Source organism: Brevibacterium oceani, assembly GCF_017948325.1.
GTDB classification, from domain to species: Bacteria; Actinomycetota; Actinomycetes; order Actinomycetales; family Brevibacteriaceae; genus Brevibacterium; species Brevibacterium oceani.
The window spans coordinates 4,100,711-4,127,187 of the sequence record NZ_CP072846.1; the positions used below are offsets into that span (position 1 = coordinate 4,100,711).

A 26,477-nucleotide genomic window follows, 5' to 3' on the forward strand; every position below is an offset into this window, starting at 1 on the left:
TGGCTGCTGATCTCAGCGACGATTCGCACGATCGTCACCCGTCGTCATCATCGACGCAGTGCGCGACCGTAACGCCGACGATAGACCACCTGAGCAAGCCGGACGAAGGGTTCGCCCAAACGCCAGATGCCTGCACCCGCGCGTGAGACAGACCGCAGAACGAGGAACACCCGATCGTCGCGCGTGCGGATGAGAATGAACGACTCCTCGCCGGTGATCGGATGCCCGGGCTTCGTGCCGTAGGTGAAGCCACGCCGGTCCTCGGTCTCGATGACGTCGATGACGCGGGAGGGTTCGGGCAGCCGAAAGGGGCCGAGCCTGACTCGGATCGTCGGCTCCTGTCCCGCCTCGACTCGCGGTGGCCTCTGCCCGTCGGCCCCATCGCCCGCACCGAGCGCGATCTCGAAGCCGCTGCGGGTCTTGACCTCCCAATGGAGGAGCTCCTCGGCGCAGCGCTCGAAGGTCTCCTTCCCGCGTCCGACGAAGTACGCGGATTCGAAGTGCCGGTAGCCGTCGGGACGCTCCAGCCACCTCGGCGAGAGGGGATCGGTGAGCGTATCGGGACGGTCGTACTCGGGTTCGGCCATTCCTCCAACCTATCCTGACCCGCGACCAGCCCACAGTCTCGACAGCCCAGCGACCGGCTCCGACGCACAGCCTCGGCTGCCTCCGCGGTCGCCTCACAGCCTCGGCGGCCCCTGCAATCGACTCACAGTCTCAACTGTCCCCACGGTCGACTCACAGTCCGGACGACCCGGTGGCACTGAACGCTCGGCCACGTATGATGCTGGGGAGGACGCTTTTCAATCGATTGTCCGCTCAGTCAAGGAGGACCCTCATGCGCACCATCAACGGCATCGACGAGATCGAATCGCTCATCGGTCAGGAACTCGGCACTTCCGAGTGGACGACGATGGACCAGGATGCCATCAACACCTTCGCCGACGTCACCGACGACCACCAGTGGATCCACGTCGACGAGGCCCGCGCGGCCGAGGGCCCCTATGGAGCGACGATCGTCCACGGATTCTTCACCCTAGCTCTCGTCCCGAAGTTCTCGTCCGAGATCTTCACGATCGAAGGCGTGTCCATCCGCGTCAACTACGGGCTGAACAAGGTCCGCTTCCTTCAGCCCGTCGTCGTCGGCTCACGCCTGCGCGGCCGGGTCGAGGTCAACGAGGTCAGCCGCGGTGACAAGGGCACCCAGGTCGTCCTCAAGCACACGATCGAGATCGAGGGCCAGGAGCGCCCCGCCTGCATCGCCGAGGTGGTCACCCTCCTCGTCGAGTGAGACTTACGACGCGGGGTGGACCGGCGCCGCCCCGCACTCTCCGCGCACCACGGCGGCACCGCGCGCCCTCGGCAGAAGCCTTCCTCTCACGTTGAGCCGCACGCCTGCAGGGCCGGAGCGCCCGCCCGCACGATAAGTGGGTTCAGATTGCCATTTTCCGGCTCTATTTGGACAATCTGAACCCACTTATCTCTCGCTGACCGACGCAGCGGCTGAACCGTGCGCCAGCCGACCGGTACAGCGGCCGGGTCGCGTGATCAGATGATTCCCCCAGCGCGCAGATGGTGCGCGATCAAGCGACAAACCTCCATCATGTCAGAGCTCTTCGAAACTCGGATGACCGTCCACCCTTCTGCCTGAAGAGCGGAGATACGGCGATTGTCCTCAGCGAACTGGGCGGGCGAGCTCCTGTGGTGATCGCCCTCGTACTCGATGGCGAGCCTGATCGGCGGATAGCCCATATCCGGGTGAAGATGCACGCCGATGAGCGAGCACATGACCGTCGGATGGACCACGGGCTCAGGCAGTCCAGCGTCGATGAGCTGCAGTCGCAGCTTCGTCTCCGGCGGCGAATCCACATCGTCTCGGACCAAGTCGAGTGCACGCTCAGCCGTGAGACGTCCTTTCACTCGGCAGCGGGAAGCAAGTTCAGCGCGAATCTCGTCGATGGTTGTCAGTGGCCCACCATGCCATCGGCCGACGGCAGCATCTCCGAGCTCCACGAGCTGCCCCACCGTCAGTACTCGAGCGAGTTCGACGAACAGCTGCGCCGCTGTGATGAGTGGCAGACCGAAGAAGTTCTCCGACTGCAGCCATTCGTAGCGATGGAAGACAACATTCTTCCGATGCTTGAACAGGTTCTTGTCCTCGCGGGCCACATGCATCCGCGCGTCGGCGTTCCACGGCACCGGTAAGCCGTACAACCGTGCCGCAGTGACATTGCAAGCGACGATATCCGGGTCGACGCAGACCAGACCCGACAGCTTCACTCGTTCTTCGATCCACTCGGTATCCGCCCAAGTCGGAGCGACGACCCGAGTCGTGGGAACGGTTTCGACCCACACGCCGTAATCGAGCTGCTTATACTTCCGCTCATCTTCCAGTGCGCGGCGCGTGATTCCCCGCGATACGCCGTCCGCCCGTGTGAACGGAACCGCCGCGGTCATGAGCTGGCGCGGCTTCTCCATCCAGGATCGGACCCGCAGCGTCCGCGGTTTCAGGGCGTCGCGCGGTGACGGGGGTGCCGTCGATACGCCAGCCGAGTTGGCCCGAAGGTCAGCCCGCTTGTCGTGCTGTGGGTTCGCCCGCGGGCTCATCCGCGAGCTGGTCTTCGGCCCGGACCCTGAGTTGGGCTTCTCACCGCTGTGCCGGTCGGCCCTCTGGGCAGCTTCGAGTGGCTGAGAAACCGGCGCCTGATTCTCCATGCGCTGAGACTGCCTCACCATAAAGGAAGAAAGCCAGAGGCGAATACCTGCCTGTGGACAGAGCTGCGTTATCCACAGGTGAAGTATGTACGAGTCGCTGATCGCTCCCCGCGCCCGTGGACGGAGGAACAAGCTGGAGATAAGTGGGTTCAGAATGCACATTTCTGCGTCGAAAATGGCAATCTGAACCCACTTATCTCGCTGACGAGACGACGGGCAGCGCATGAAACAGCGGCAGGTGGCTCAGGGAGCGACTCGGCCGTCGCTCGCGCCGGGCAGGCCCCGCGGCCGCGCTTCGCCCCACGCACCGCGGGACGCAAGCGGTGCGGGTGGGACACCCGACGCGCCGGCCGCGCGAACGAGCTTCAGGCGGGACGGTGCTCGTCGAGGAGCTGGGCTGCGCGGATGTAGCCGAGGTGCGAGTAGGCCTGCGGGTGGTTGCCCAGGTGCGTCTCGGCGACGGGGTCGTACTCCTCCGACAGCAGACCGGTCGGCCCGAGCAGGTTGTCGACCTGCCGGAACAGGTCCCACGCGTCGTCGATGCGCCCGACCTTGATGAAGGCTTCGATGAGCCAGGTCGTGCAGATGTGGAATCCGCCCTCGAGGCCGGGCAACCCGTCGTCGTAGCGGTACCGGAATACCGTGGGGCCGACCCGCAGCTCCCGTTCGACCGCATCGACGGTGGCCACGAACCGCGGATCATCGGCGGCGACGAGCCCCGAGAGCCCGACGAACAGCGCCGCCGAGTCGAGGTCCTTCTCCCCGTAGGCGACGGTGAAGGCTCCGACCTCCTCGTCGTAGCCGTACGTGAGGACGTCCTGGGCGATCTCCTCGCGCAGCTGCCGCCACGCCCCGGGCGGCTCCCGGTCGAACCGTTCGGCGATCCGCAGCGCCCGATCGACCGTCACCCAGCACATCACCCGCGTGTACACGTTGTGCTTCGGCGGACGCCGGGCCTCCCAGATCCCGTGATCGGCCTCGAACCACCGTTTGCCGACGGCCTCGACCATCTGACACGTCAGTGTCCAATAATCATCGGGAAGCTCGCCGAGGTGGCCGCTGAGTTCGTCGAGCAGCTCCGTGACCGGGCCGAACACGTCCAACTGGACCTGGTGTTCGGCGGCGTTGCCGACCCGCACCGGACGGGATCCGGCGTATCCGGGCAGGTCCGCCAGCACCGCCTCGGTGGTCAGGGCGGAACCGTCGACGGCGTAGAGCGGGTGGAGCTGTTCGGGTGAGACCGTACGGGAAAGGATCCTGCTCAGCCAGGACAGGAATCCTTCGGCCTCCCCGGTCGAACCGAGCGCGAGCAGGGCGCGCACGGTCATCGAACCGTCGCGCAGCCACGTGTACCGGTAGTCCCAGTTGCGCACGCCGCCGATGCCCTCGGGCAGGGAGGTCGTGGGGGCGGCGAGGACTCCGCCGGTGGGTTCGTGGCACAGGGCGCGCAGGGTGATCGCCGAGCGGATGACCTCTTCGCGGTGGTGGCCGGGCAGATGAAGCGACTCGACCCAGTTCGTCCAGAAGTTCAGGGCGCGGTCGCGCACATGGTGTTCGCCGCCGGTGGCCATGTAGCCGGCATCGCCGGTGCCTGTGCCGCACGCGAGTACGAGCACGACCCGGCTGCCGGGCTGCTCGGAGGGAACGACGGTCGCCTCGGCGGTGTGGGAGTCTCCGGTCTCGACGAGTTCGAAGTCCAGGCCCGGGGCGTGGAGTTCGATCGGCTCGGAGGTGCCGAGCACGGACACTCCGTCGGCGCTGCGGACCATGCGGGTGGGCACGGTCGCATAGTCGAGGCGCGGGGAGAAGCGGATCCGGGTGGGAGCATCGCCGGTGAGGACGCGCACGACGATCGTGTCATCGCTGTGCCCGTCGACCGGGGCGAGGTAGTCGACACAGCTCAGCCCCGCCCACCGGGTCTCCAGCAGCGTCGAGTTCCCGAGGTAGCGCTGCGTCATCGGGGCCGCTCCCGAGGCGGGTGCGACGGCGAAGAATCCGGCCGCCTCGGTGCCGAGGATCTCGGAGAACATCGATGCCGAGTGCGGCAGCGGGTGCGGCATCCAGCAGATGCTGCCCGCGGGGTCGACGAGCGCGGTCGACTGCCCGTTGCCGAGCAGGCTGTGCCGCTGGATCGGGGTGGCCCGGCGGCCGAAGAGCCAGGATTTGCGCAGCTCGAACAGGGCCCCGAGGACGACGGAGACCTCGTCCGGCGAGCGCAGCCGGAAGTCGGCGTGCGTGATCTCGGGGCCGTCGCCGACCTTGAGTCCGAGGTCGGCGTCGCCGAGGGTCTCGAGGGCGAATTCGTCAGCGGTGTCATCGCCGATGAACACCACGGACTCGGCTCCGGTGCGCTCCCGCAGCCGGGTCAGCGCATCGGCCTTCGACGAAGGCACCACGGACAGGTCGATGACCTGCTTGCCGCGGGTCGGGTGGATCGGATGGGCGGCCGCGAGCGTCTCGACCGCTGCCTCGATGCGGTTCCGCTCCGCCTCGGCGAGGCCGCGCAGATGGACGGCGGCCCCGGTCGTCTTGTGCTCGATGACCTCGCGAGGCAGGGAGCGGGTGAGGTCGGCGCGGAAGTCGGCCAGCGTCGCCCGCTGCCCTTCGTCGAGACTGTCGACGGTGAACGTGTCCGTCTCCCCTCCGTGCGATCCGAAGAGGTGGACCTCCCGGGGCAGTCGCGACATGGCCGCGAGGTCGCGGAGGCTGCGACCGGAGATCACCCCCGCCGAGGTGGTCGGCAGGAGGGCGAGCGCGCGCAGTGAGTCGGCCGAGCTCTCCAGTGGGAACGCCTGGCTGGGGATGTCGACGATCGGGGCGATGGTGCCGTCGTAGTCGGTGGCGACGAGGAGGGACGGAGCGCGGGAGAGTTCGAAGAGACGCCGGAACAGAAGGGGGTCGAGTGCACGGCTGGCCTCTGCGAGGTCGCCGAGGAGTTCGGACGACCTCACCGAGGCGGCGATGGTGGCCAGTCGGGATTCGGTTGCGCTCTCGTGCTCGACAGTGCTCATGTCACCTCGGATGTCTCGGTCGGCTCGGTGCCGTTGGGCGTCGGGGCGGTGTTCCCGTGCTGCCGGTCAGGAGAGGTCCTGCCGATCAGGGCTCATTCTTCGTGGCGGTCTCGTCGGGGGTTTCGTCGTCTGACGTCTCGATGTCGGAGGGGTCGGAATCAGCGGCGGGAGTCTCGTCGCCGGCGGGAGCCTCGTCGTCGGAGGGGCCGGCGGCTGACCCCGAGGAGGTGGCCGTGGGGTCGGCGGCTGTGGTGTCGGAAGTTTTGGTATCGGCGGTCTCAGCGACCGGGGTATCGGCGATATCGGATTCGTCGTCGACCCGCGCCGAGGCGGGGGCGGACTTGGCATCGTCGCTGGCGGAGGTGGATGCGGTCGCCTCGGTGGGGGTATCGATCTGCTCGGGACGGTCGGCCAGGTCAGAACGGCCTGTGCGGCGGGCGAGCTGCCGGGCCTTGCTCAGGCGGGAGTAGCCGCCGATGATGAAGATCACGCCGGCGATGAGGGTGGCGGCGCCGGTGAAGCCGAGGATCGACAGCGCCTCCATACCGTCGCCGAAGATGAGGATGACGCCGAGCAGCACGTGGACCCCGGCGGCGATGAGGAAGTCGGAGGCCATCGGCTGGCTGCGCAGCTGTCGGTAGCTCCAGAACTCGAGCGCACCGTGGAGGAGGGCCCAGATGCTCAGGGCCGCGCGCAGTTCGGCGGGCTGGTCGGCGAGGAAGAGGAAGACGATGGCCGGGACGGTGATGACGGCCTGCCCGTAGATCGCGGTGCGCATGGTCAGCGGTGCGCGCACGGCCTCGAACACGAGGACCAGGGCGAAGAGGATGAGGTAGGCGATGGCGAGATGGTCGACGACGTCGGTCGGCAGTCTCAGCTGTGCGGGATTCGTGGCATCGCGGGGCCAGAAGACGGTGACGATGCCGAAGACGACGCCGAGGATGCCGCGGACGATCATCGGGGCGCCGAACCGCTTCGCCGCGGCGACGGCCTCGGGGGAGGCCTCGGAACGCTGGGGCGTGGATTCGGTGCGCGGTTCTTCGGTACTCATCACGGCACCAGTCTAAGTCTCCCGGCCGGGTCTGTCCGATCAGCCCTCTCTCAGCCCCATGAACCGTATTTACGTAATTACGTAATATATGTATGATTGTGGCATGGAACCGACATCGTCATCCGAGCAGGGCGACCACGAGGACAGCCACACCGACGTCGCCGACCGCCTCGCCGAGCTCGAACGCCGAGTCGCCGAACTCGAGGCCGACGCGACCGGCACGGCTGACGCGACCGGCACCTCAACAGGGGCCGCTTCGGCCTCGAGCGGGTCCGGACGCGTTGACGGCTCGGCCGGCGATGCGGCTCATGCCGCGAACCGAACGACCGACGCCAACCACGCGCTTGCCGGCGACACGACCGGCAGCACTGCCCTCCCCGGCGACGCGGACACGTTCTGGGCGCTGCACGGACTGGTGAACCACCTCGGCGACGGGGTGACCTACGCCGGGCACACGACTCCCCCGGGCGCCGAGAGCCCCGTCTCCTGGCAGATGGGAATGTCGAGTGAGGGACTCCACGACATCGATTTCGCCGAGGCGGCCGGCCCCCTGGCCGCGCTCGGACATCCCGTCCGCCTGCAGCTGCTCCAGTCGATCTACGAGGGAACGACCACCGTGGCCGAGCTCGGGAAGGACGAGCGCTTCGGCACGACCGGACAGATCTATCACCATGTCCACGCCCTGGCCTCGGCCGGCTGGCTCGAAAACGCCCGCCGCGGACACTGGCGGGTGCCTGCCCAGCGGATCATCCCGCTGCTCACGCTCGTGCTCATCGGCACGCACTGACCCGACGCACCGCTTCTCGGCCCGGCGACTTCGAATCCCCTGCCCGCCACATCCAACGCATGCCCACGTCGAACCCGTACACCACCCCACAACTGACAGCGCCACCTCGACCGGCACACTTCCGGCCCCTCACCAGCAGGAGGAACGATGCCCACCATCGATTCACCGAGCACATCCACGACGACCGGGGCGCCGCCTCGGCGCCGGATCGCCGCGATCATCGCAGCCGCACTGACCGCGGTCGTCCTCGCCGCGATCACCCCGTGGCCGCGCGGATTCCAAGGCGCGCCCACCGGTGACGCCGCGCTCATGTCCGAACTCGAAGGGGCGCTGGGCAGCAAGCACTGGCAGCACGTGGCCGCGGCCCACATCGACGGCGACGAGGTCACCTTCGCCGGCACCGGAGCGAACGAGCACACGGAGTTCGAGATCGGCTCGATCACGAAGACCTTCACCGCGGCCCTCTTCGCCGATGCGATCGACCGCGGAGAGATCGATGCGGACACCCGCCTCGGCGAGGTGTGGCCGCGGCTCGATGGGAAGGTCGCCGAGGTGACCCTCGAGTCCATCGCCATGCAGCGTTCCGGTCTGCCCTCGCAGGTGCCCGCCGCGAGTTTCGGCGACGGTGTGGCGACCACCCTCGCGAACTACCTTCACACGGACCCTTATCGCGGGGACGCCGCGGACGTCGTGGCCGGTCTGGGCTCGGTCGAGGTCGGCAAGGCCGAGCCCGAGTACTCGAACTTCGGTTTCGCCGTCCTCGGGCAGGCCATCGCCGAGGTGACCGGGAAGGACTATGCCGACCTCGTCGCCGAACGCCTCACCGAGCCCCTGGGGATGGAGGAGACGTTCGTCCCGAACTCCGCCGAGGGGCTGTCCCACGGGTACACGGCCTCGGGCCTGCCGGCCGCGCCGTGGACGATGAGCGGTTCCGCATCGGCCGGGGCGATCCGCTCGACCACCCATGACATGGCGATCTGGCTGCGCGCCGTGCGCGATGGCAGTGCTCCCGGCGCCGAGGCGGCCGAACCGAGGAAGGATTTCGACGATTCCGACCGCATCGGCTGGGCATGGTTCACGACGGAGAACCGAAGCCCGAACCTCACCTGGCACAACGGCGGCACGGGAGGGTACCGGTCCTTCCTCGGCTTCGACGCTGAATCCGGACGCGGCATCGTCGTCCTGAACGATTCCGCGAACGATGTCGACGTCGCCGCATCGATCATCTCGAAGAAGGGAGCCTGATCATGAACCCCGAACTCATCTCGGCGGTCGTCGGTGCGGCCATCGTGGCATGGGGAGCATTCGTCGCGCTCCGGGCTCACCGCTCGGAGACCCGCCTCGGCGTGCTCTCCGGGATGGCGACGGCGACGATGTTCGTGCTGCTCATCCGCCTCATCACGCCCTTCGGCGGTTGGGCCGACTGGTTCGTGTGGATATGGCTGGCCGGCATGCTCGCAATCGTCGTCGCGGTCTTCCGGGCTGCGCTCGTGTGGCCGGATCTGCCGTGGGGGGCCGCGGACGAGAAGGCCCGCAGGACCGAGGCGACCGGATTCGGATTCTCCGCCCTGCTGGCCCTCCTCATCGCCGGCGCACTCGTCGTGCCCGGCCTGTTCCTCTGACGAGCCGGGTGGCTGGGTGGCTCAGCCGCCCTTGACGGTGAGGGTGCCGTCCTTCTCGGAGACCTCGTAGCTCTGCAGCGGCTCCTCGGCCGGTCCGTTGATCACTTCTCCGGTGGAGGCCGAGAACTCCGAGGCATGGCAGGGGCAGATGATGGCCTCGGCGGTGACCTGCTTGACCTGGCATCCCTGGTGCGTGCACACCGAGGTGAAGGCGTAGAACTCGCCCTTCTTCGGCTGGGTCACGACATAAGCCTCGTCGATGACCGTGCCCGATCCGACCGGGACGTCGGAGGCGGCCACCGTCGCATCCTGCGCCGGCGTCGATCCCTGGTCCTGCGATCCGCCGTCATCCGATGAGCACGCCGAGGTGACCGCCACCGAGGAGCCGATGACCGCCGCAGTTCCGGCCACGCCCGCCGTGCGGATCACGCGGCGTCGGCTCGGGTTCGCGCGCGGGGTCGGGTGCGTGGTGGCATTCTGGTCTGCGGTGGCCGGCTGGTCTGCGGTGGCCGGCCGGTCTGCAGGTGCGGTCTGGTGCGCGGGGCCGGGCTGGTCTGCGGTGATGGGGCTGTGCGTGCTCGTGTTCATCGGGTCCTGCTCCCTCTCGCGAATGCATGCCGACACCACGGCATGAACGTCCTCGTTCCAGCGTACAATCGCTCACGGTTCGATGCTCGCGCATCGCCCCAGGACTCACCTGGGCGAATTCGCGGAAACGAAACAGCGCGGATACCTCTGAGCAGGGGAACCTGCGAGGGAATTCGCGGGGAAGCGATCGGGAATCCGGTCGACGGAAACGGTCGGCCACCTCGGCGAGAGGTCGGCCACCTCGGCGAGCATGCAGACCCACGAGACGGAAGGCGGTGCGGCAGTGCCCGATGAAACGATGTCGACGAACGGGTGGGGCTCGGCCCCGCGCGCCGCGTCCGGATGGGGGCTGGCCGCCTCGGCGTATGTCTTCGCCGTCGTCATGATGGGCACGACCCTGCCCACTCCGCTCTACCCGCAGTACGAGGTCGAATTCGGCTTCGGCAACGCGCAGACGACCGTGCTGTTCGCGATCTACGCGGCCGGGGTCATCGCCTCCCTCGTCCTCTTCGGACGGTTCTCCGAGGCCATCGGCCGGCGTCCCCTGCTCGCGGCCGGGGTGGTCCTGTCGATCGCCTCGGCGGTGCTGTTCATGATCGGCAGCCACCTCGGGCTGCTCTACACGGGCCGCGTCCTCTCGGGACTGGCCGCGGGGATCTTCACGGCCACGGGCACGGTCACGGTGCTGGAGAACGCTCCGTCCGGGCGTCACCGGCTCGCGGCGTCGCTGGCCACGGCGGCGAACATGGGCGGTCTGGGACTCGGGATCCTCATGGCGGGACTGCTCGCGCGCTTCGCCCCCGGCCCCCTGTTCACTCCGTTCCTCGTCAACGCGATCACGCTCGTCATCGCCGGGCTCGCCCTGTTCATCGTCCGCGACCGGGTCCAGCCGAATCCGGCGGCCCTGCGCCTGCAGCTGCCCGGCATCCCCGCGGAGTCCAGGCGCATCTTCCTCGCCGCCTGCCCCGGCGCGATCGCGGGTTTCACGCTGTGCGGGCTCTACTCGGCGATCGCCCCGAACTTCATGGGTCAGACCCTGCACGTCTCCTCCCCCGCGGTCACCGGCACGGTCGTCTTCCTCCTCTTCGGCGCCTCGGCGACGGCTCAGCTGATCTTCCGCGACCTCGCCGACCGGACGCTGATCATGCTCGGATCGACGACGATGATCATCAGCATGGCCGCCCTCGTCATCGCCCTCGAAACCGGCTCGCTCATCCTGCTCATCGTCTCCTCGCTGCTGGCCGGAATGGGACAGGGACTCGTGTTCATGACGGGCATGCGGGCGATCACGACCGCGACCCAGCCCGAACGACGCACCGAGGCGACCACCTCGTATTTCATCGTCGCCTACCTCGCCATGTCGCTGCCGGCCGTCGGGGCCGGACTGCTCGCCTCGGGGATCGGACTGGCGGGATCGACCACGGTCTTCGCCGCAGCCGTGGCCTGCGTGTGCGTGGTCGGACTGTTGGCCTCCGGGCGGTTCGCTGCGAAGTGAGGGGCGGGCGAGGCGCGGCTTCGGCACGACCGCGGGTCCGACGTCGGTACGGCCCAGGCGCGGCGTCAGGGTCGTGAACTAGGGTGGAGGACATGACCTCCTCCGCCACGACCTCGCCGCTCGATGTCCTCCACGATGTCTTCGGCTATGAGGAGTTCCGGGGACAGCAGGGTGCCATCGTCGACCAGGTCGTCGGCGGCGGCGACGCGGTCGTGCTCATGCCCACCGGCGGCGGCAAGTCACTGTGCTATCAGATCCCTGCCCTGGTCAGACCCGGCACGGGCATCGTCATCTCCCCTCTCATCGCACTCATGGCCGATCAGGTCGCGGCGCTGGAGAACCTCGGCGTGCGCGCCGCCTACCTCAACTCCTCCCTCGACTTCGACGAGGCCGACCGGGTCGAAGCGCAGCTCCTCGACGGTGAACTCGACCTCCTCTACCTCGCCCCCGAACGCCTCGTGCTGTCGCGGACGATGCAGCTGCTGCAGCGGGCGCAGATCTCCCTGTTCGCGATTGACGAGGCCCACTGTGTGTCCCAGTGGGGGCATGACTTCCGCAGCGACTACCTGGGCCTCGGGGTGCTGGCCGAACGCTTCCCCGACGTCCCGCGCATCGCTCTCACGGCCACGGCGACCCCGGCCACCCACGCCGAACTCACCGAGCGCCTCCACCTGCAGGGCGCTGAGCACTTCGTGGCGAGCTTCGATCGCCCCAACATCACCTACCGGATCGAGCCGAAGGCCTCCGCGCGGTCCCAGCTGCTCAGCTTCATCACCACCGAACATCCCGGGGATCCCGGGATCGTGTACTGCCTCTCCCGCCGCGGAGTCGACCAGCTGGCCGAGGCGCTCGCGGCCCGCGGCATCACCGCCCTGCCGTACCATGCGGGACTGCCCGCCGAGGTGCGGGCCGCGAATCAGGCCCGCTTCCTCCGCGAGGACGGGATCGTCATGGTCGCGACCATCGCCTTCGGCATGGGCATCGACAAGCCCGATGTCCGCTTCGTCGCCCACCTCGACCTGCCCAGGTCGGTCGAGGGCTATTACCAGGAGACGGGACGAGCCGGTCGCGACGGGCTGCCCGCGGACGCGTGGATGGTCTACGGCCTCGGCGATGTCGTCTCGCAGCGCCGCCTCATCGAATCCGGTGAGGGCGACCAGGCGCACAAACGGCGGTCGATGAGTCATCTCGACTCGATGCTCGCTCTGTGTGAAACCGTCGACTGCCGCCGCGTCCAGCTGCTGCGCTACTTCGACGAGGAGTCGGGCCCGTGCGGCAACTGCGACACCTGCCTGACTCCCCCGACCACGTGGGACGCCACAGTGGCCGTGCAGAAGCTGCTGTCGACGGTCATCCGTCTCGACCGGGAACGCGGTCAGCGCTTTGGTGCTGGTCAGGTCATCGACGTGTTGCGCGGCAACGACAACGACCGCTCCCGTGCTTCCGACCATGCGAGTCTGAGCGTGTGGGGCGTCGGCGAGGATCTGTCCGAGAGCCAGTGGAAGACCGTCGTCCGCCAGAGCCTCGCCCGCGGACTCCTCGAATCCCACGGCGACTACGGGGTGCTCGTCCTCGGTCCCGCCGCGGACCCGGTGCTGCGTGGGGAAACGACGGTGTCGATGCGTGTCGATCCCGTTCGTAAGTCCGGATCGAAAAGGGCGGGATCCTCACGCCGAGGCGGCTCCGAGGTCACGCTCGATGCCGCAGGCACGGAGCTGTTCGAAGCGCTGCGGGCCTGGCGGGCCGAACAGGCGAAGGAACAGGGAGTTCCTGCCTACGTCGTGTTCCCCGATGCCACGCTCTACGGCATCGTCGAGGTCGGCCCCTCGACGATCGAAGGACTCGGCCAGGTCAGCGGTGTCGGCCTGAAGAAGCTCGAGCGCTACGGTCAGGACGTGCTCGAGGTCATCGAGGCGCACTCGCGGTCGTGAGCGGTCGCAGCCGGTATTCGGTGAGCAGTGGGTCTTCGGCGCGTACGGAGAATTCTGCGCGCGACGATTCCGCCCGCAGTGACGATGCGGCGCGCGGTGCCTGGCGCGGATCGGCGCGAGCCCTCAACGGCCACACTGTCGAGCTGCCTGCCGGGGCACCGCAGCAGTTCACGATCATCGTGGAATCCCACTACGTTGCGGAACCTACCCGGTGGGAGCCGCATTCGCACCCCGCCCACGAACTCGTCTGGGTGCGTCGCGGCACGATGACCGCCCGCATCGGCAACCGCATCTTCACCACCTCCGAAGGGTTCGGACTCTGGATACCAGCAGGTCAGACCCATTCCGGTCGGCTGACCCCGGGCATCGAACTGTTCGATGCCTTCTTTTCGACGGGATCTGCCGACCGTGGTGGCCGTAAGGACCACGCCGAGCGTGATGGCGTCTCCGCCGACCGGGCCGACAGCGTTGACGGTGGAGCACTCGACGCGGCAGCGACACCTCCACCCACCCTCCAGCCCGCCTTCGCCTCGGCGACGACGGTGGCGATGACGCCCGTGCTCCAGTCCCTGCTGATCCACCTCACCCGCACCGACCTCGACCCCGCCGCACGGTCGCGTGCGGAAGCCGTCATCTTCGACGTCCTCGAACCGACCGACAGTGAACTCGCCATCGCTGTCCCCGACGATCCGCGCATCGCCGCCATCACCGAGGCGGTCATCGACGATCCGGGCGACGAACGGACCATCGAAGACTGGGCGGCGCGGCTGCAGGTGAGTGCGCGGACGATCACGCGTGCGTTCCACTCGAGTACGGGTTTGAGCTTCGCGCGCTGGCGGCAGGCCGTGCGCATCCATCAAGCCGTCGAGCTGCTTGGGGAGGGAGTATCCGTCCTCGAAGTAGGCGAGACCCTCGGCTACACCCAGACATCGACCTTCATCGATGCCTTCCGCAGAGTCATGGGAATGACGCCAGGTGCCTTCGTCTCCCGCACCTCCCTCTAGAACACGTCCTCATCAGCTCAGTACCCGAACCCTCATCAATCTGTCCATTTTCACGAATCATCTGTCTTCATATCTTCATTGCGGACATCCACCAGTGAGCTTAGACTCACCTAACGTGGCACACGCCCGTTCGGGCTGCTCGCGCATCGTCGCCGCCACACACGGCCCGCGAACGGCGGGCACGATCACCGAAACCATCGGCGCACGCCTCTCTCATGTCGCGAGGTCGCCGCCGATCACCTTGAGACCTGAAGGACAGTGCCATGACACCACCTCGCCTGCTCACCACCATCGGAATCGGAGCTGCCGGGCTCGCTCTCCTCGCCGGCTGCGGGACCACCGCAGTGGGTGAGGAAGCCGGATCAGCCACCTCGGCGCCGGCATCCGAGAGCTGCGCTGACGACACCACGGAGACCTCGACTGACCCTGTCGAGATCACCGACGGCGTCGGCCGCACGGTCAAACTCGACAAACCAGCCGAACGTGTCGCCATCCTCGAATGGCAGGAGGTCGAGGACGCCCTCACGTTGTGCGTCAACCCGGTCGCGGTCGCCGACCCGGACGGGTATTCGACCTGGGTGAGCGCGGAGAAGCTGCCGAAGGACACCGCCAGTGCCGGCACCCGCGAGGAACCCGACCTCGACTCGATCTACAAGGCGGACCCCGACCTCATCATCGTCGAAGGCTTCAGCAAGGACGAGGAGATCCTCGATCAGCTCGAGAAGCAGGACGTGCCTGTCATCGTCGCTCGCGGCAACAATCCCAAGGACCCCGTCGGCAACATGAAGGACGTGTTCTCCCTGGTGGCGAAGGCAACGGGACGCACAGAACGGGCAGATCAGGTGCTCAAGGAGTTTGATGAGAATGTCGAAGAGCGCAAGAAGGACGTCGCGAAGGTCGATCTCGAGACCAAGGACTTCCTCTTCTTCGACGGCTGGATCCAAGGCGGCAACCTCTCGCTGCGCCCCTACACCGACGGCGCGCTGTTCACCGAACTCGGCAAGGACCTCGGGCTTCACCCGGTTTGGAATGAGAAGGTGAACAAGTCCAACGGCACCGGAGGACTCGATGCTGACTACGGCCTCGCCCAGACCGATATCGAAGGACTCACGGCCGTCGGCGAAGCGAACCTCTTCTACGCCAACGACGCAGCCTCGGGTTACGTCGACGAACTCGAGAAGAGCAGCATCTGGAAGAACCTGCCCGCGGTCAAAGAAGGCCGTTCCTATGAGTTCCCGAACGTCTGGGGCGCCGGTGGACCGCGCTCGACCCAGCAGGCCGTCGACGCATACGCAGACCTGCTGACGAAGTGAAGCAATCGGCGACGGGGCGGACTGCCCCGTCACCAGCCGCCTCGGCGGAGGTCCGCACCTCCCCGCGGGGTTCGGCGGCTTCGGTGACCGCGACCCTCGGTGTCACTGTCTGCCTCGTCCTCGCATTGGCGGCGGCAGCCCTGTGGCACCTTGCGCAGGGCACGTCCGGGGTCGGTCTGGGCGACATCGTTCGGGCGCTCATCGGCGAGGTGGGCCGCCTCGGCGATCCTGATTCCGGCAGTTCCGGAGCTGCCGTGCCGAGCGTCAACGGCGTTCCCGTCGCGGACATCTTCGCCGGCTCCCGCCTGCCCAGGTTGGCGGCGGGAGTCGCGGTCGGCCTGGCGCTCGGGGTGGCCGGCTGCCTGCTGCAGTCGATCACTCGCAACCCTCTGGCCTCGCCCGACACCCTGGCGGTCGCGTCGGGATCGCATTTCGCTCTCACCGTGCTGGCGGCCGCGGGACTGACCCTGCCGCTGTGGGCCTCGAGCGCGGTCGCCTCGACGGGAGGGCTCACGGCGGCACTGTGCGTGCTCGGACTCGCCGGCCGGGCGGCGACGAAGGAGACGACGCGGATCATCCTCGCCGGTTCGGCCATCGCTATGGCCCTTGAGGCCGGCACCGGGATGATGCTCCTGCTGTTCAAGGAGAACACCGTCGGCCTCTACGCTTGGGGCAGCGGTTCGCTCTCGCAGCTCAACCTCGACGGTTCGCTGCGGGCGGCACCGGTCATCGCACTTGCCCTCATCGCCGCGCTGCTGCTGTCCCGTCGCCTCGACGTGCTCGGGATCGGGGAGGACGCTGCGGCGAGCCTCGGCATTCCCGTGCGCATGACCCGGCTGGCGGCGGTCGTCCTCGCCGTCGTGCTCACCGCGGTCTCGGTCACGCTGGCCGGCCCGATCGCCTTCGTCGGTCTCGGGGCACCCGTACTCACCCGGCTGCTCGCGCATGTGGTTCCCGCGTTGCACCGGCATATGCTCGCGCTCCCGGTCGCAGGACTCATCGGCGCGCTGCTCATCATAGTCGCCGACGCATGTGTGCGGGCCGTGCTCTCACCCACCGGGGCCGCGTCGATTCCGACGGGCATCCCCACCTCGCTGCTCGGCGGAGCACTCATCGTCGTCCTGGCCATGCGGCTGCGCGATTCGGCAAGCGCCGGGCAGGCTGCCAGCGTCACCGGTCGGCTGCGCAGTTCGCGCCGGTTCGTCATCGTCCTCAGCGTCGCGACCGGGTGCCTCATCGCAGTCGTCGCCATCGGACTGCTCGCGGGAAGTCTGTGGCTGCGCCTCGGCGATGTGGCCCTGTGGCTCTCACACGACGCCCCGGCGCTCATCGACCGTGCTTTCAACGAACGTGTCCCCCGCATCCTCGCCGCCTGCCTGGCCGGTGCCGGGCTCGGGCTAGCCGGCTGCCTCGTCCAGTCGACGGTGCGCAACCCCTTGGCCGAGCCGGGGATCCTCGGCATCACGGCGGGTGCCGGCCTCGGTGGGGCGGTGGCTGTCACCCTTCTCGGCGGGTCCCGACCGTTGCTCGTGACCGCAGCGGTCCTCGCGGGTCTCATCACTTTCGCCATCGTCGCAGGCTTGGCGTGGCGAGGTGGTTTCCGGCCCGACCGTTTCGTCCTCATCGGCATCGGCATGGGCTACGTGCTCTCCGCTGTGACGACGTTCCTCCTGCTCAGCGTGGATCCGTGGAAGACCCCGCGGCTCTTCACGTGGCTCTCGGGCACCACCTACGGCCGGGTCGACCTCGATTCTCTGCCGATCGGTCTCGTCCTTCTCGCCGCCATTCCTCTCGCATTCGTCATGTCGCGCACGCTCGATCTGCTGGCCCTCGATGATGACACGCCGAGGCTGCTCGGAGTGCGCACGGCCCGCACCCGACTCATCGCGCTGACTCTGGCTGCCGTGCTCGCTGCGGCCAGTGTCATCGCCGTCGGAGTCGTCGGCTTCGTCGGACTCATCGCTCCGCACTTCGCACGCTTCCTCGTCGGTTCCCAGCATCGCAGGGTCATCCCCACCACGGTGCTCATCGGGGCAGTGATCGTCTGCGCGGCTGACACCATCGGGCGCACGGTCATCAGCCCGGCGCAGATCCCCGCCGGGCTGATGATCGCGCTCATCGGCGCCCCGTACTTCGTGTGGCTGCTGCGCCGATCCCGTGCATGACGGGGGTTGGGGTCAGTTCGCCTTCGGAGTCGGTTCCGGGCACAGCACCCGGCTCGGGGCCGCGCTCAGTTCGCCTTCGTCACCGTCACGTCGATGGGTGTCGGCTGGGAGACGATGTCGAAGACGGGGCAGTGGGCGTCGACGGTGCGCTGCAGCTCCTGGTAGGCCTCCTCGGAGTCGGGGCCGGTGACTTTCACGGAGATGCGCACGGCAGAGAATCCGGGGCGAACATCCTCGTCGATACCGAAGATGCCTTGGACATCAAGGTCTCCCTCGGCGGTGATCTCAAGATCATCGATCGTCAATCCGCGGTTGTGAGCGTAGAGCCGATAGACGACGACCTGGCAGGAGATGAGGGCACCGAGGACATACTCGACGGGGTTCGGCGCTGCGTCGTCACCAGCGAGCGGGGCGGGTTCGTCGACGGTGAACGTGTGCTTGCCCGCTTTGATCACCGAGGACACCGAACCCTCGGCGCGCCCCTTCGCGGTGAAGGTCAGCTGCGCGTTCTTCGCCGAGGCGGCGATGCGTTCACCCCATCCCTGTCCTGCCGCGGTCAGTCGGGCAGCGCGGTCTTCGGCGCTGATCGGCACGGTCGTGGCCTCGGGTGTGGTGGTATCGGTGGTGGCAGTCATCGGGACCCCTCCTTCAGGTTGGTGCCCTCAGACTAGGAAGCCCGCGTCGTGGGGTCGGGCGTCGTCGTCGAAATTCGCCACGCGCCGACTTCTCCTCGTCATATCGAGTCACAGAAGGTCAGACGGGCTCCGTAAACAGCGATGAGGGTGGGCCCGCCGGCCCGGGAAGCGTCGTGGACGGCCGACCCCTCCGGGTGTGTAATCTGGCAGGGAACCCCTCCAGGCAACGTGGTGGTCGGCGAATTCGCCGGCTGCCGACGATTCCCTGGACTCCGTCGAGACGAAGGTGACCGATGACGACCCTTGACCGCGCGGCCTGCGAGGCTCGCGACCGCACCGATCCGCTCGCCGATTTCCGGAAGGACTTCCTGCTCCCGCCTGAGACGATCTACCTCGACGGCAATTCGCTGGGCCCGCGTCCGGTCGGTGCGGCCGAACGAGCGCAGAAGGTCATCGCCGATGAATGGGGTACGGACCTCATCGGATCGTGGAACTCTGCCGGCTGGTGGGATCTGCCGGCCACGCTCGGGGAGAAGGTGGCCGGCATCATCGGCGGCGGTTCCGGGACCACTGTCGTCACCGACACCACCTCGATCAACCTGTTCAAGGCCGCCTCGGCGGCACTGCGAATGCAGGCCGTGGACGCCCCCGACCGCCGCGTCATCCTCACCCAGCGGGAGAATTTCCCGTCCGACATCTACATGCTCGAGGGGCTGGCCGAGCAGCTCGGCGACGGGTACGAGGTCCGCCTCGTCGACGACGCCGAGGTCACCGCGGGCTTCCCCGAGGCCATGACCGACGAGGTCGCCCTCGTCGTCCTCACCCACGTCAACTACCGCACGGGTCGGCTCTTCGATATGGCCACGACCACCTCGGCGATCCATGCCGGCGGAGCGCGAGTCATGTGGGACCTGTGCCATTCGGCCGGTGCCCTCGAGATCGACCTGGCCGGGTCCGGGGCGGACATGGCGGTCGGGTGTACGTACAAATTCCTCAACGGCGGGCCGGGCTCCCCTGCGTACACCTGGGTCGCGGAGGAGCTGGTCAATCGGTTCGCCCAACCGCTGTCGGGCTGGTGGAGCCATGCGAAACCGTTCGAGATGAGCCCGGACTACGCGCCGGCCGACGGCATCCGCCGCTTCCTCACGGGCACACAGCCGATCGTGTCGATGTCGGTGGCCGAGCTCGGACTCGACGTCGCCGGCCGGGTCGACATGGCCGAGGTGCGGCGGAAGTCCCTGGCCCTGTCGGACCTGTTCATCGAGCTCGTCGAGTCCCGGCTGTCGGACCATCCGGTCGAGATCGTCACTCCGCGTGAGCATGCCGATCGCGGTTCGCAGGTCTCGATCACCCACCCCGAGGGGTTCGCGATCATGAGTGCCCTCATCGCCCGCGGGATCATCGGCGACTACCGGGAGCCGCACATCCTCCGCTTCGGCCTCACCCCGCTCTACCTCGGTTTCGCCGACGTCTGGGACACCGTCGAGGCCCTGCGCGATATCCTCGACAACCGCCTCTGGGACGACCCGAAGTTCAAAACCCGCGGCGCCGTCACCTAATTACTACCTGACGGCGGCGCAGCAACCTGGCGCCACGTAGCTGGGCCGCCGTCACCGGTGTTTGGGCGATGGGATCAGAGGACGTCAGCGTAGACACCGAAGAGCGGTTCGCCCGCGTGGTTCCTCGGCCGGTAACCGGCCAGGGTCTTGAGCACCGGGGCGTTGCGTTCGCCGGTGAGCGGATCGAGGTCCATCACGGCGCACCTCGGAATCGGAGTTCCGATCCTCACTCTCAGATCGCCGAGGTTGACCGTCACACCCTCCCACGTCTCCTCCACATAGGGTTCGTCCGTGTCGATGACGACAGTGGCGCGGAATCGTGCGGCTTCGGCGGCAAGATCGGGAGAGCCTGGATGCGACTGCGCCATTCGTCGGCTCAGATCGCGCAGTGACGCCGTTGTCACAATCGAGATCGGTGACCCGTAGACAACTGCGCCGCGGGGTGCTCTGGCCAAACGCACCGGTGTGCCGAGCCACTCCGATGCGAGATCCGAGTGCGGGCCCTCGGTGAGTTCAAGCTCGACCGGCCGCTTCCAATAGTCGCAGGTCAGCCGCTCACCCGATCCACTGGGAATACCGCTGACCGAACATCCGTCGGGCAGGACCATCGTCAACTCATCGCCGTCGCGAGCCAATCCGCTGCCGCGTTCACTGCCATCATCGCCATCCCCACCACGCACAAGGGACGTCGCAATCTGAATGAGCTTCGGATTCTGCACGGTCTTGAGCACCGTCCGACGTTCGACGTCGACGAGGCAGAACTCGCGGTCACCGATCGGACCGCCGGCGTCGACGACAGCACCAGGTCGAAGCTCGTGCCGCGTCCCCTTGATGTGGGCGAACCCGATCGTGTGAGCCTCGAATGACCGCGCAGACGTCGGTGACGGCGGCCCAGCTACGTGGCGCCAGGTTGCTGCGCCGCCGTCAGGTAGTAATTGGGGCATGGGGGTTGGGTCTCCCGGTGAGGACGTAGGCTCCGATGGCTGCCGCTCCGATGACGAGGATCGTGCCGCCGATGATGACGGCCTGCGGGATCGTCGCGATCGTGCCGAGCACGCCGACGGTGACACCGGAGAACGTCTGCATCCCGGGGCCGAAGGTCGCGTACGAGCCGATCACCCGACCGCGGATATGCGTCGGCGCCTGCAGCTGGATGATCGCCATCTCCGTCGACTCGGCGGTGATCTTCGAGACTCCCGCGAGGAGCAGCATGACCACGGCCAGCCACAGGTGCGAGGTGAAGGCGAAGACGATCGACGACGCTCCCAGACCGGAGGCGGCGATCGTCGCGGCCGCCGGTGTCGGCGGAACCCAGCCGGTGGCCTCGAGCAGGAACCCCCCGAGGACCCCACCGGCTCCCATCGCGAAGAGCAGCACTCCGTAAGTGAAGTCGCTGTCTCCACCGGGACCGGTGAGCAGTCCGCCGAAGACCGGCATCGAGGTCTGGAGCACCGCACCGATCGTGATCGAAGCGATCGCGGCGAGGAGGAGCATGCCGATGATCGCTCGGTTGTGGCGCACCTCGGCGAGGACCTTGAGCGACTGGATGAGCGTGGTCCGCGCGGTCCGCACCCCGCCGCTGCGCAGGTGACCGGTGTAGGGAGTGCGGATGAGGAAGATGGTCAGCGGCAGGTAGAAGACGATGTTGACGAAAATTCCCCATGTCGGTCCGAGCCCGAGCAGCAGTGCCGATCCGACGACCGGTCCGAAGAGGATGCCGAGGCTGCGGAAGGTCGCATTGAGCCGCACCGCCGACGGCAGTTCTTCACGGTCGACGAAGTCGTGGAGCATCATCTGCTCGGCCGGGCCCCACAGACAGCCGGCGAGCCCGTGGATGACGAGCAGCACACACGCCTGCCACAGCTGCAGGGAGTCGGTGAGGAAGAGGATGCCCCAGCACAGCGACACGAGCATGAACAGTCCCTGCCCGATCTGGATGAGCCTGCGGCAGTCGAAGCGTTCGGCCAGCGAACCGGCATAGACCGACAGCAGGAGGAACGGCAGCCAGTGGCTGATGAGCTGGAACCCGACGAGCGCGGGCGACTCGAATTTCTGCCACAGCACCCAATAGGTGATGACGTGTTCGATGTTGTCGCCCATCATCGCCAGCCCCGAGCCGACAAGGTACGGTGCCGTCGACCAACTGCGCAGCACGCTGAATCGCCGGGGCCCCGGGCGGCCGCCGCTCATCTCATCTCCGCTCACCTGTCCCATTCTGGCACCCCGACGACAGCAACGGAGGTGACCTTCCGCACCGTGGAACTCTCCCTCGCCGAGGTGGCCCAACGTTCCGTCGTCCGCTGGCTTCCCCACCGGCCACCTCGGAAAGAACGGGCAACTCCCCTTGATCGCGGGACCAAGCCGGAGCAGGATTGTCTCAATCAAGGAGGATCGCCATGACCGCAACGCCCCCCACAGCATCCGCATCAGCTCCGCTGCCGTCCGACCGCCCGAACACCGCCCTCATCGTCGTCGATGTCCAGAATGCGGTGATGGAGGCATCGTGGAATTCCGAGAACGTCGTCTCGACGATCTCTGACCTCGTCGATCGTGCCCGCGCCGATGGCACCGATATCGTGTGGGTCCGGCACTCTTCCCGCGAGCTTCCGCAGGGCACCGAGCAGTGGCAGATCGTCGAAGCCCTCGTCCCCGCTGAAGGAGAGGCCATCGTCGAGAAGACCCACGGCAATACCTTCGAAGAGACCGACTTCGAGGACGTGCTGGCCGGCAAGGACATCGGTCGCCTCGTCGTCACCGGCGCCCAGTCGGATGCCTGCATCCGCTCGACGATCCACGGCGGCTTCGCTCGCGGCTACGACGTCACCCTCGTCTCCGACGCTCACACCACCGAGGACCTCAGCGCATGGGGCGCGCCGGAACCGGAGAAAGTCGTCTCCCACACGAACCTCTACTGGGGCTTCGAATCCGGAGCCGGCAGAAAGGCAGCGGTGCAGACGGCAGCCGACGTCGACTTCGCGCACCGATGACGCTCCCCCACCGAGGCGGCACCGAGTTCCGTGGTGTCGGCGAGCCGGGTGACCCTCCCGGTTCGATGGGGCTGCTGGCACGCGCGCGGGCCGTGATCGAGCGACTGACCGCGGCCGAGGCTCATGCCGAGCAGCGGGCCGGCGCGATCATCGTCGACGTGCGCACCGAGGTCCACCGCGACAGCGCCCCGTCGATTCCCGGATCGTTCGCCATCGACCTCACCGTCCTGCCGTGGCGACTCGACCCGGATTTCGATTGGGCCATCCCAGAAGCCGACAGCCTCGACCGACGTTGGATCCTCATCTGCCGCCATGGCTACTCTTCGTCCCTCGCCGCCTGGAACCTCAGGCAGATGGGGCTGACCCGCGTCGTCGACGTCATCGGCGGATTCGACGCGTGGAAAGCCGCCGGCCTGCCGACCACGGACACCCCACCCGATCGCCGGCCCTGAGGCACCCAGCGCACGTCTGCGGGCTTCGCCAGCTGGTCGAAACGACGGTGGAGCGCCGAGACAACGGCGCATGCCACAGATGTCTCGGCACTCCACCGTTGTCTCGGCGGTGTGAGGTTGGGCACTTTGGTCTCCCCCGCGCGCACGTCTCACTAGAATGGACGGCGAGTCGCGGCCTCGACGGCGGAGGGCGCCACCGCGATTCACCGACCACTGGTTCACAACGACCGGCTCCGCACGACCGGCACCTCTGCGCAAAGGACGACTGACATGGCCAAGACCACCATCTGGATCGGAATCATCCTCATTCTCATCGGGGTGATCGGATGGATCGTTGCGGCCTTCGCCAGCGTGACGGCACTCATCCCGGCGTTCCTCGGCGTCGTCCTCGTCATCTGCGGGTGGATCGGCATCAAGCGCCCGAAGATCGGCGTGCACATCGCCCTCGTCGTCGCCCTCCTCGGCGTCATCGGCACGTTCTCCCGAGTCCTCCAACTCGGTGATCTGTTCGCCGGCACCGCCGAGGTCCCCCTCGCGATCATCTCGAGCACGCTGACCTTCATCCTGCTCATCGCCTACATCGTCGCCGGTGTCCGCTCGTTCATCGCCGCACGTCGCACCCCGAAGGGCGCCGAGGCGGCCTGATCCACCCAGCGCGCCGGCAGGGACGGCCCAAATGGGGTCGGTCCGACCGGCGCAGATCCGGCTGGGCACCGGATCATCGCCCGGCGTACCGTGAGCTGACGCCTGGTGGCATCATGGGGGCATGAGCGAAGACAAGCGCAGCATCGAACTGACCAGGATCGCCGAGAACCACTACCGTGCCACCGCACCGAACGGGGCGAGCGTCGAATTCGGCCGCGGTGAGGGCCTGATGAGCCCCGTCGAGCTGTTGCTCGCCGCCGTCGCCGGATGCTCGTCGATCGACGTCGACACCGTCACCAGCCGCCACACCGAACCGACGAAGTTCGACGTCTCCGCGACCGCGGACAAGCTCGACGAGGATGGGGCCTCCCGCCTCGACAACGTCCACCTCGACTTCGATCTCGCGTTCCCCGATGACAAGGACGGCCAGCGCGCCGATTCTCAGATCGAGAAGCTCGTCGGCCTCTCCCATGACAAGTACTGCACGGTCTCACGCACCGTCGAACACCCGACGAACGTCGACTTCAGCATTCGCCGCGACTGAGCTCGCGATCCGGTCAAGCCATTCCCTCGCCGAGGTGGCCCAGCGCTCCGCTCAGACGTGAACTTCGGTACGCGGGGCCTTCCGGAGCAGACCGTCAGCTCTCGGCCAGGCGCTTCTTCTCGACCACGATGTCGAAGTCAGCCGGTGGCCACTGCGGATCGATGTCGTGGAGGGCGTCGATGAGCAGTCGCTGGACTGCGAGCCTCGCATACCATTTCCTGTCGGCAGGAACGACGTACCACGGTGCGAGTTCGGTCGAGGTGCGGTCGAAGACCGCCTGATAGGCCCTCATGTAGTCGGGCCACAGCAGACGTTCGTCGACGTCACCCGGGTTGTACTTCCAGTACTTGTCGGGACGGTCCAAACGCTCCATCAGTCGGTCCTTCTGCTCCTCCGGGGAGATGTGGAGCATGACCTTGATGATGCGCACCCCCGCCTCGGCGAGTTCAGTCTCGAAGTCGTTGATGGCGTCGTAACGGCGCTCGATCTCCTCCTCATCGGCGAGACCGCGGACTTTCCCGATGAGCACGTCTTCGTAGTGGGACCGGTCGAAGACGCCGATCATCCCGGGGCCCGGGACGCGCGCGCGGATGCGCCAGAGGAAGTCGTGGGCGAGCTCCTCGTCGGTGGGCTTCTTGAAGGAGGCGAGCTCGACGCCTTGGGGATCGACGGAACCGACGACATGGCGGACGATACCGCCCTTGCCGGCAGTATCCATCGCTTGGAGGATGAGGAGGACCGCAGGCCCGGAATCCGCCTCGTGGTGGGCGGCGAACAGGCGCTCCTGAAGATCGCTGAGTACGCCGACGCAGGCACCCAGATCCTCCCGACCTGACTTCTTGTTCCCGTCGTAGCCGGGAGTCGAGCGCGAACCGACGTCGTCGAGTCGGAAGCCCCTGCGCACCGCCAACAGAGGTGCCGGATCCTCGGTCCACTGTGTCTCAGGCTCTGTGCTCATACGCTCATCTTTGCAGGTGGACCCGGGAACGTCCACAGGTGCGGACGGGGCCGGGGCACTGACGTCGCAGGCCGCCCCCATGAGGAGGCCTGCTCATCCACACCGGTGCCGTTCACTGGTGACTCCCCCCTGCTCAACTCCAGCCCTGAGCGCCGTTCCGAAAATGGTCGTTGCCAGAGTGCCAGTCGAATTCAACTCGTTGGCGGCGTGAGAGTTCCATGCGTTCCCCTTCGGTCATCTGCCGAGGAGCCGGATCGAGGACGCTGCGCAGGGCGGCGAAGGCACCGACCGCTGCCAAACCGCAGACGGCGACAGCCGCCCAGACGATGATGAGGCCGCCGGAGGCCGAGTTCTCGAAGATTCTGATGCCGAGGAACTCAACCGCGAAGATCGCGCCGATGTAGACGGGCAACAGAACGATCTTCAGCCAGATCGGGGCGAACGCCAACCCCATGATGACGACGAGCATCCACGTGGTGGAGCCGATGATATAGAGGAACACGAGGACCATGCTGCTCGGATCGGCAGCCAGATCGGCGGCCACAGTGCCAGGGACCGCACGGTCGCCGAGCATGAAAGGCCATGTCATCATGATGAGCACCTCCATGACCGCAGCCAGCGGAATCCCGAACACCAACAGGCGGACGAGACCCTGACGGCGATAACCGAAGTCGGCGCTCGAAGTATTCATCAGGAGGAAGGGGTAGAGGACGGCGATGAGTCCGACGCAGATGCCCAACCACAGCGCATCGGCTTCGATCGGATCGGAGAAGACGTTCTTCCGCAAGAGTCCGAAATGGGAAAGCAGAACCGTCAGGCTGAAGAAAACCACGGCGAAGGCCTTGAGTCCGAAGACTCTCCAGAAGTCGTAGCTCCAGGATGGAATCGGTTCCTCGGGACGCGGGGTCGGGACGGAATCGCTCATGATCTCATCGTGCCCGACGGCACGACGTCAGGCGTGCGGTTCAGTGTGCCAGACCTGCAACGTACCGGCATCGTCCGCAGAGCGTCCCAC

Annotated in this window: 24 protein-coding genes; 14 read left to right on the forward strand and 10 right to left on the reverse strand. The window is 67.2% G+C overall.

Features of this window, described 5'->3' with window-relative positions; all coding sequences use genetic code 11:
• Window positions 1-47 precede the first annotated feature (47 nt).
• Window positions 48-587, reverse strand: a complete 540-nt coding sequence (locus tag J9314_RS18160) for a DUF1990 domain-containing protein (RefSeq protein ID WP_210603685.1) — start codon at window positions 585-587, stop codon at window positions 48-50.
• A gap of 251 nt (window positions 588-838) precedes the next feature.
• Between J9314_RS18160 and J9314_RS18165 the strand changes: the two genes are divergently transcribed.
• Window positions 839-1,291 (forward strand): MaoC family dehydratase, encoded by a 453-nt coding sequence (locus J9314_RS18165; protein ID WP_181275157.1) that lies wholly within the window; start codon window positions 839-841, stop codon window positions 1,289-1,291.
• 257 nt (window positions 1,292-1,548) lie between these two features.
• On the opposite strand, the gene J9314_RS18170 is transcribed toward J9314_RS18165, so the two are convergent.
• The 3 genes from J9314_RS18170 to J9314_RS18180 all read right to left on the reverse strand — a co-directional run bounded on the left by J9314_RS18170 (window position 1,549) and on the right by J9314_RS18180 (window position 6,777).
• On the reverse strand, window positions 1,549-2,478 hold the full coding sequence (locus J9314_RS18170; protein WP_210603686.1) for an endonuclease domain-containing protein: 930 nt from the start codon (window positions 2,476-2,478) through the stop codon (window positions 1,549-1,551).
• Window positions 2,479-3,080: 602 nt separating this feature from the next.
• A complete protein-coding gene (otsB, locus tag J9314_RS18175) occupies window positions 3,081-5,726 on the reverse strand; it encodes a trehalose-phosphatase (RefSeq protein WP_210603687.1) in 2,646 nt (881 codons plus the stop codon).
• Between the two features lie 85 nt (window positions 5,727-5,811).
• A complete protein-coding gene (locus tag J9314_RS18180; RefSeq protein WP_210603688.1) occupies window positions 5,812-6,777 on the reverse strand; it encodes an HdeD family acid-resistance protein in 966 nt (321 codons plus the stop codon).
• A gap of 103 nt (window positions 6,778-6,880) precedes the next feature.
• Here J9314_RS18180 and J9314_RS18185 point away from each other — a divergent pair, with 103 nt between their 5' ends.
• The 3 genes from J9314_RS18185 to J9314_RS18195 all read left to right on the forward strand — a co-directional run bounded on the left by J9314_RS18185 (window position 6,881) and on the right by J9314_RS18195 (window position 9,186).
• The gene (locus J9314_RS18185) at window positions 6,881-7,564 is read left to right on the forward strand and encodes an ArsR/SmtB family transcription factor (protein ID WP_210603689.1); all 684 of its coding nucleotides are present in this window, start codon (window positions 6,881-6,883) and stop codon (window positions 7,562-7,564) included.
• A 147-nt stretch (window positions 7,565-7,711) separates the two neighbouring features.
• Window positions 7,712-8,809: a serine hydrolase domain-containing protein gene (locus J9314_RS18190; protein ID WP_210603690.1), complete on the forward strand. Its 1,098-nt coding sequence runs from the start codon at window positions 7,712-7,714 to the stop codon at window positions 8,807-8,809.
• Between the two features lie 2 nt (window positions 8,810-8,811).
• On the forward strand, window positions 8,812-9,186 hold the full coding sequence (locus J9314_RS18195; protein WP_210603691.1) for a hypothetical protein: 375 nt from the start codon (window positions 8,812-8,814) through the stop codon (window positions 9,184-9,186).
• Window positions 9,187-9,207: 21 nt separating this feature from the next.
• Here J9314_RS18195 and J9314_RS18200 read toward each other — a convergent pair whose 3' ends face one another.
• On the reverse strand, window positions 9,208-9,774 hold the full coding sequence (locus J9314_RS18200) for a Rieske (2Fe-2S) protein (RefSeq protein WP_210603692.1): 567 nt from the start codon (window positions 9,772-9,774) through the stop codon (window positions 9,208-9,210).
• Between the two features lie 283 nt (window positions 9,775-10,057).
• Between J9314_RS18200 and J9314_RS18205 the strand changes: the two genes are divergently transcribed.
• The 5 genes from J9314_RS18205 (at window position 10,058) to J9314_RS18225 (ending at window position 17,682) form a co-directional block, all read left to right on the forward strand.
• On the forward strand, window positions 10,058-11,269 hold the full coding sequence (locus J9314_RS18205; protein WP_210603693.1) for an MFS transporter: 1,212 nt from the start codon (window positions 10,058-10,060) through the stop codon (window positions 11,267-11,269).
• Window positions 11,270-11,361: 92 nt separating this feature from the next.
• Entirely contained in the window at window positions 11,362-13,200 is a 1,839-nt protein-coding gene (recQ, locus tag J9314_RS18210) for a DNA helicase RecQ (RefSeq protein WP_210603694.1), read from the forward strand.
• A complete protein-coding gene (locus tag J9314_RS18215; RefSeq protein ID WP_246490496.1) occupies window positions 13,197-14,204 on the forward strand; it encodes a helix-turn-helix transcriptional regulator in 1,008 nt (335 codons plus the stop codon). The genes recQ and J9314_RS18215 overlap by 4 nt, the downstream gene beginning before the upstream one ends.
• A 263-nt stretch (window positions 14,205-14,467) precedes the next feature.
• Window positions 14,468-15,517: an ABC transporter substrate-binding protein gene (locus tag J9314_RS18220; RefSeq protein WP_210603695.1), complete on the forward strand. Its 1,050-nt coding sequence runs from the start codon at window positions 14,468-14,470 to the stop codon at window positions 15,515-15,517.
• Window positions 15,514-17,682 (forward strand): iron ABC transporter permease, encoded by a 2,169-nt coding sequence (locus J9314_RS18225; RefSeq protein ID WP_246490497.1) that lies wholly within the window; start codon window positions 15,514-15,516, stop codon window positions 17,680-17,682. Before J9314_RS18220 ends, J9314_RS18225 begins: the two co-directional genes overlap by 4 nt.
• Before the next feature lie 65 nt (window positions 17,683-17,747).
• Here the strand turns inward: J9314_RS18225 and J9314_RS18230 are convergent, their stop codons facing one another.
• On the reverse strand, window positions 17,748-18,317 hold the full coding sequence (locus J9314_RS18230; RefSeq protein ID WP_181275167.1) for an OsmC family protein: 570 nt from the start codon (window positions 18,315-18,317) through the stop codon (window positions 17,748-17,750).
• A gap of 293 nt (window positions 18,318-18,610) precedes the next feature.
• Here J9314_RS18230 and kynU point away from each other — a divergent pair, with 293 nt between their 5' ends.
• Window positions 18,611-19,876: a kynureninase gene (gene kynU / locus J9314_RS18235; RefSeq protein ID WP_210603696.1), complete on the forward strand. Its 1,266-nt coding sequence runs from the start codon at window positions 18,611-18,613 to the stop codon at window positions 19,874-19,876.
• A gap of 74 nt (window positions 19,877-19,950) precedes the next feature.
• On the opposite strand, the gene J9314_RS18240 is transcribed toward kynU, so the two are convergent.
• A complete protein-coding gene (locus J9314_RS18240) occupies window positions 19,951-20,820 on the reverse strand; it encodes an MOSC domain-containing protein (RefSeq protein ID WP_210603697.1) in 870 nt (289 codons plus the stop codon).
• The gene (locus J9314_RS18245; RefSeq protein WP_246490498.1) at window positions 20,801-22,081 is read right to left on the reverse strand and encodes an MFS transporter; all 1,281 of its coding nucleotides are present in this window, start codon (window positions 22,079-22,081) and stop codon (window positions 20,801-20,803) included. Before J9314_RS18245 ends, J9314_RS18240 begins: the two co-directional genes overlap by 20 nt.
• 191 nt (window positions 22,082-22,272) lie before the next feature.
• Here J9314_RS18245 and J9314_RS18250 point away from each other — a divergent pair, with 191 nt between their 5' ends.
• The 4 genes from J9314_RS18250 to J9314_RS18265 all read left to right on the forward strand — a co-directional run bounded on the left by J9314_RS18250 (window position 22,273) and on the right by J9314_RS18265 (window position 24,504).
• Window positions 22,273-22,863 carry an isochorismatase family protein gene (locus tag J9314_RS18250; protein ID WP_210603698.1) on the forward strand — a complete coding sequence of 197 codons (591 nt, stop codon included), beginning with the start codon at window positions 22,273-22,275 and terminating at the stop codon, window positions 22,861-22,863.
• Window positions 22,860-23,315: a rhodanese-like domain-containing protein gene (locus J9314_RS18255; RefSeq protein ID WP_210603699.1), complete on the forward strand. Its 456-nt coding sequence runs from the start codon at window positions 22,860-22,862 to the stop codon at window positions 23,313-23,315. The genes J9314_RS18250 and J9314_RS18255 overlap by 4 nt, the downstream gene beginning before the upstream one ends.
• Before the next feature lie 270 nt (window positions 23,316-23,585).
• A complete protein-coding gene (locus J9314_RS18260; protein WP_181275172.1) occupies window positions 23,586-23,960 on the forward strand; it encodes a hypothetical protein in 375 nt (124 codons plus the stop codon).
• A gap of 121 nt (window positions 23,961-24,081) precedes the next feature.
• Entirely contained in the window at window positions 24,082-24,504 is a 423-nt protein-coding gene (locus J9314_RS18265) for an OsmC family protein (protein ID WP_210603700.1), read from the forward strand.
• Window positions 24,505-24,598: 94 nt separating this feature from the next.
• Here the strand turns inward: J9314_RS18265 and J9314_RS18270 are convergent, their stop codons facing one another.
• Window positions 24,599-25,462, reverse strand: a complete 864-nt coding sequence (locus tag J9314_RS18270) for a PPK2 family polyphosphate kinase (protein WP_210603701.1) — start codon at window positions 25,460-25,462, stop codon at window positions 24,599-24,601.
• 133 nt (window positions 25,463-25,595) lie between these two features.
• On the reverse strand, window positions 25,596-26,387 hold the full coding sequence (locus J9314_RS18275; protein WP_210603702.1) for a hypothetical protein: 792 nt from the start codon (window positions 26,385-26,387) through the stop codon (window positions 25,596-25,598).
• Between the last annotated feature and the right edge of the window lie 90 nt (window positions 26,388-26,477).

Excerpts from the sequence above, each read along its gene's own strand:
- J9314_RS18160 (WP_210603685.1), bottom strand. The coding sequence starts at position 587 with ATGGCCGAACCCGAGTACGACCGTCCCGATACGCTCACCGATCCCCTC.
- J9314_RS18165 (WP_181275157.1), top strand. The coding sequence starts at position 839 with ATGCGCACCATCAACGGCATCGACGAGATCGAATCGCTCATCGGTCAG.
- J9314_RS18170 (WP_210603686.1), bottom strand. The coding sequence starts at position 2,478 with ATGGAGAAGCCGCGCCAGCTCATGACCGCGGCGGTTCCGTTCACACGG.
- otsB (WP_210603687.1), bottom strand. The coding sequence starts at position 5,726 with ATGAGCACTGTCGAGCACGAGAGCGCAACCGAATCCCGACTGGCCACC.
- J9314_RS18180 (WP_210603688.1), bottom strand. The coding sequence starts at position 6,777 with ATGAGTACCGAAGAACCGCGCACCGAATCCACGCCCCAGCGTTCCGAG.
- J9314_RS18185 (WP_210603689.1), top strand. The coding sequence starts at position 6,881 with ATGGAACCGACATCGTCATCCGAGCAGGGCGACCACGAGGACAGCCAC.
- J9314_RS18190 (WP_210603690.1), top strand. The coding sequence starts at position 7,712 with ATGCCCACCATCGATTCACCGAGCACATCCACGACGACCGGGGCGCCG.
- J9314_RS18195 (WP_210603691.1), top strand. The coding sequence starts at position 8,812 with ATGAACCCCGAACTCATCTCGGCGGTCGTCGGTGCGGCCATCGTGGCA.
- J9314_RS18200 (WP_210603692.1), bottom strand. The coding sequence starts at position 9,774 with ATGAACACGAGCACGCACAGCCCCATCACCGCAGACCAGCCCGGCCCC.
- recQ (WP_210603694.1), top strand. The coding sequence starts at position 11,362 with ATGACCTCCTCCGCCACGACCTCGCCGCTCGATGTCCTCCACGATGTC.
- J9314_RS18220 (WP_210603695.1), top strand. The coding sequence starts at position 14,468 with ATGACACCACCTCGCCTGCTCACCACCATCGGAATCGGAGCTGCCGGG.
- J9314_RS18230 (WP_181275167.1), bottom strand. The coding sequence starts at position 18,317 with ATGACTGCCACCACCGATACCACCACACCCGAGGCCACGACCGTGCCG.
- kynU (WP_210603696.1), top strand. The coding sequence starts at position 18,611 with ATGACGACCCTTGACCGCGCGGCCTGCGAGGCTCGCGACCGCACCGAT.
- J9314_RS18240 (WP_210603697.1), bottom strand. The coding sequence starts at position 20,820 with ATGCCCCAATTACTACCTGACGGCGGCGCAGCAACCTGGCGCCACGTA.
- J9314_RS18250 (WP_210603698.1), top strand. The coding sequence starts at position 22,273 with ATGACCGCAACGCCCCCCACAGCATCCGCATCAGCTCCGCTGCCGTCC.
- J9314_RS18255 (WP_210603699.1), top strand. The coding sequence starts at position 22,860 with ATGACGCTCCCCCACCGAGGCGGCACCGAGTTCCGTGGTGTCGGCGAG.
- J9314_RS18260 (WP_181275172.1), top strand. The coding sequence starts at position 23,586 with ATGGCCAAGACCACCATCTGGATCGGAATCATCCTCATTCTCATCGGG.
- J9314_RS18265 (WP_210603700.1), top strand. The coding sequence starts at position 24,082 with ATGAGCGAAGACAAGCGCAGCATCGAACTGACCAGGATCGCCGAGAAC.
- J9314_RS18270 (WP_210603701.1), bottom strand. The coding sequence starts at position 25,462 with ATGAGCACAGAGCCTGAGACACAGTGGACCGAGGATCCGGCACCTCTG.
- J9314_RS18275 (WP_210603702.1), bottom strand. The coding sequence starts at position 26,387 with ATGAGCGATTCCGTCCCGACCCCGCGTCCCGAGGAACCGATTCCATCC.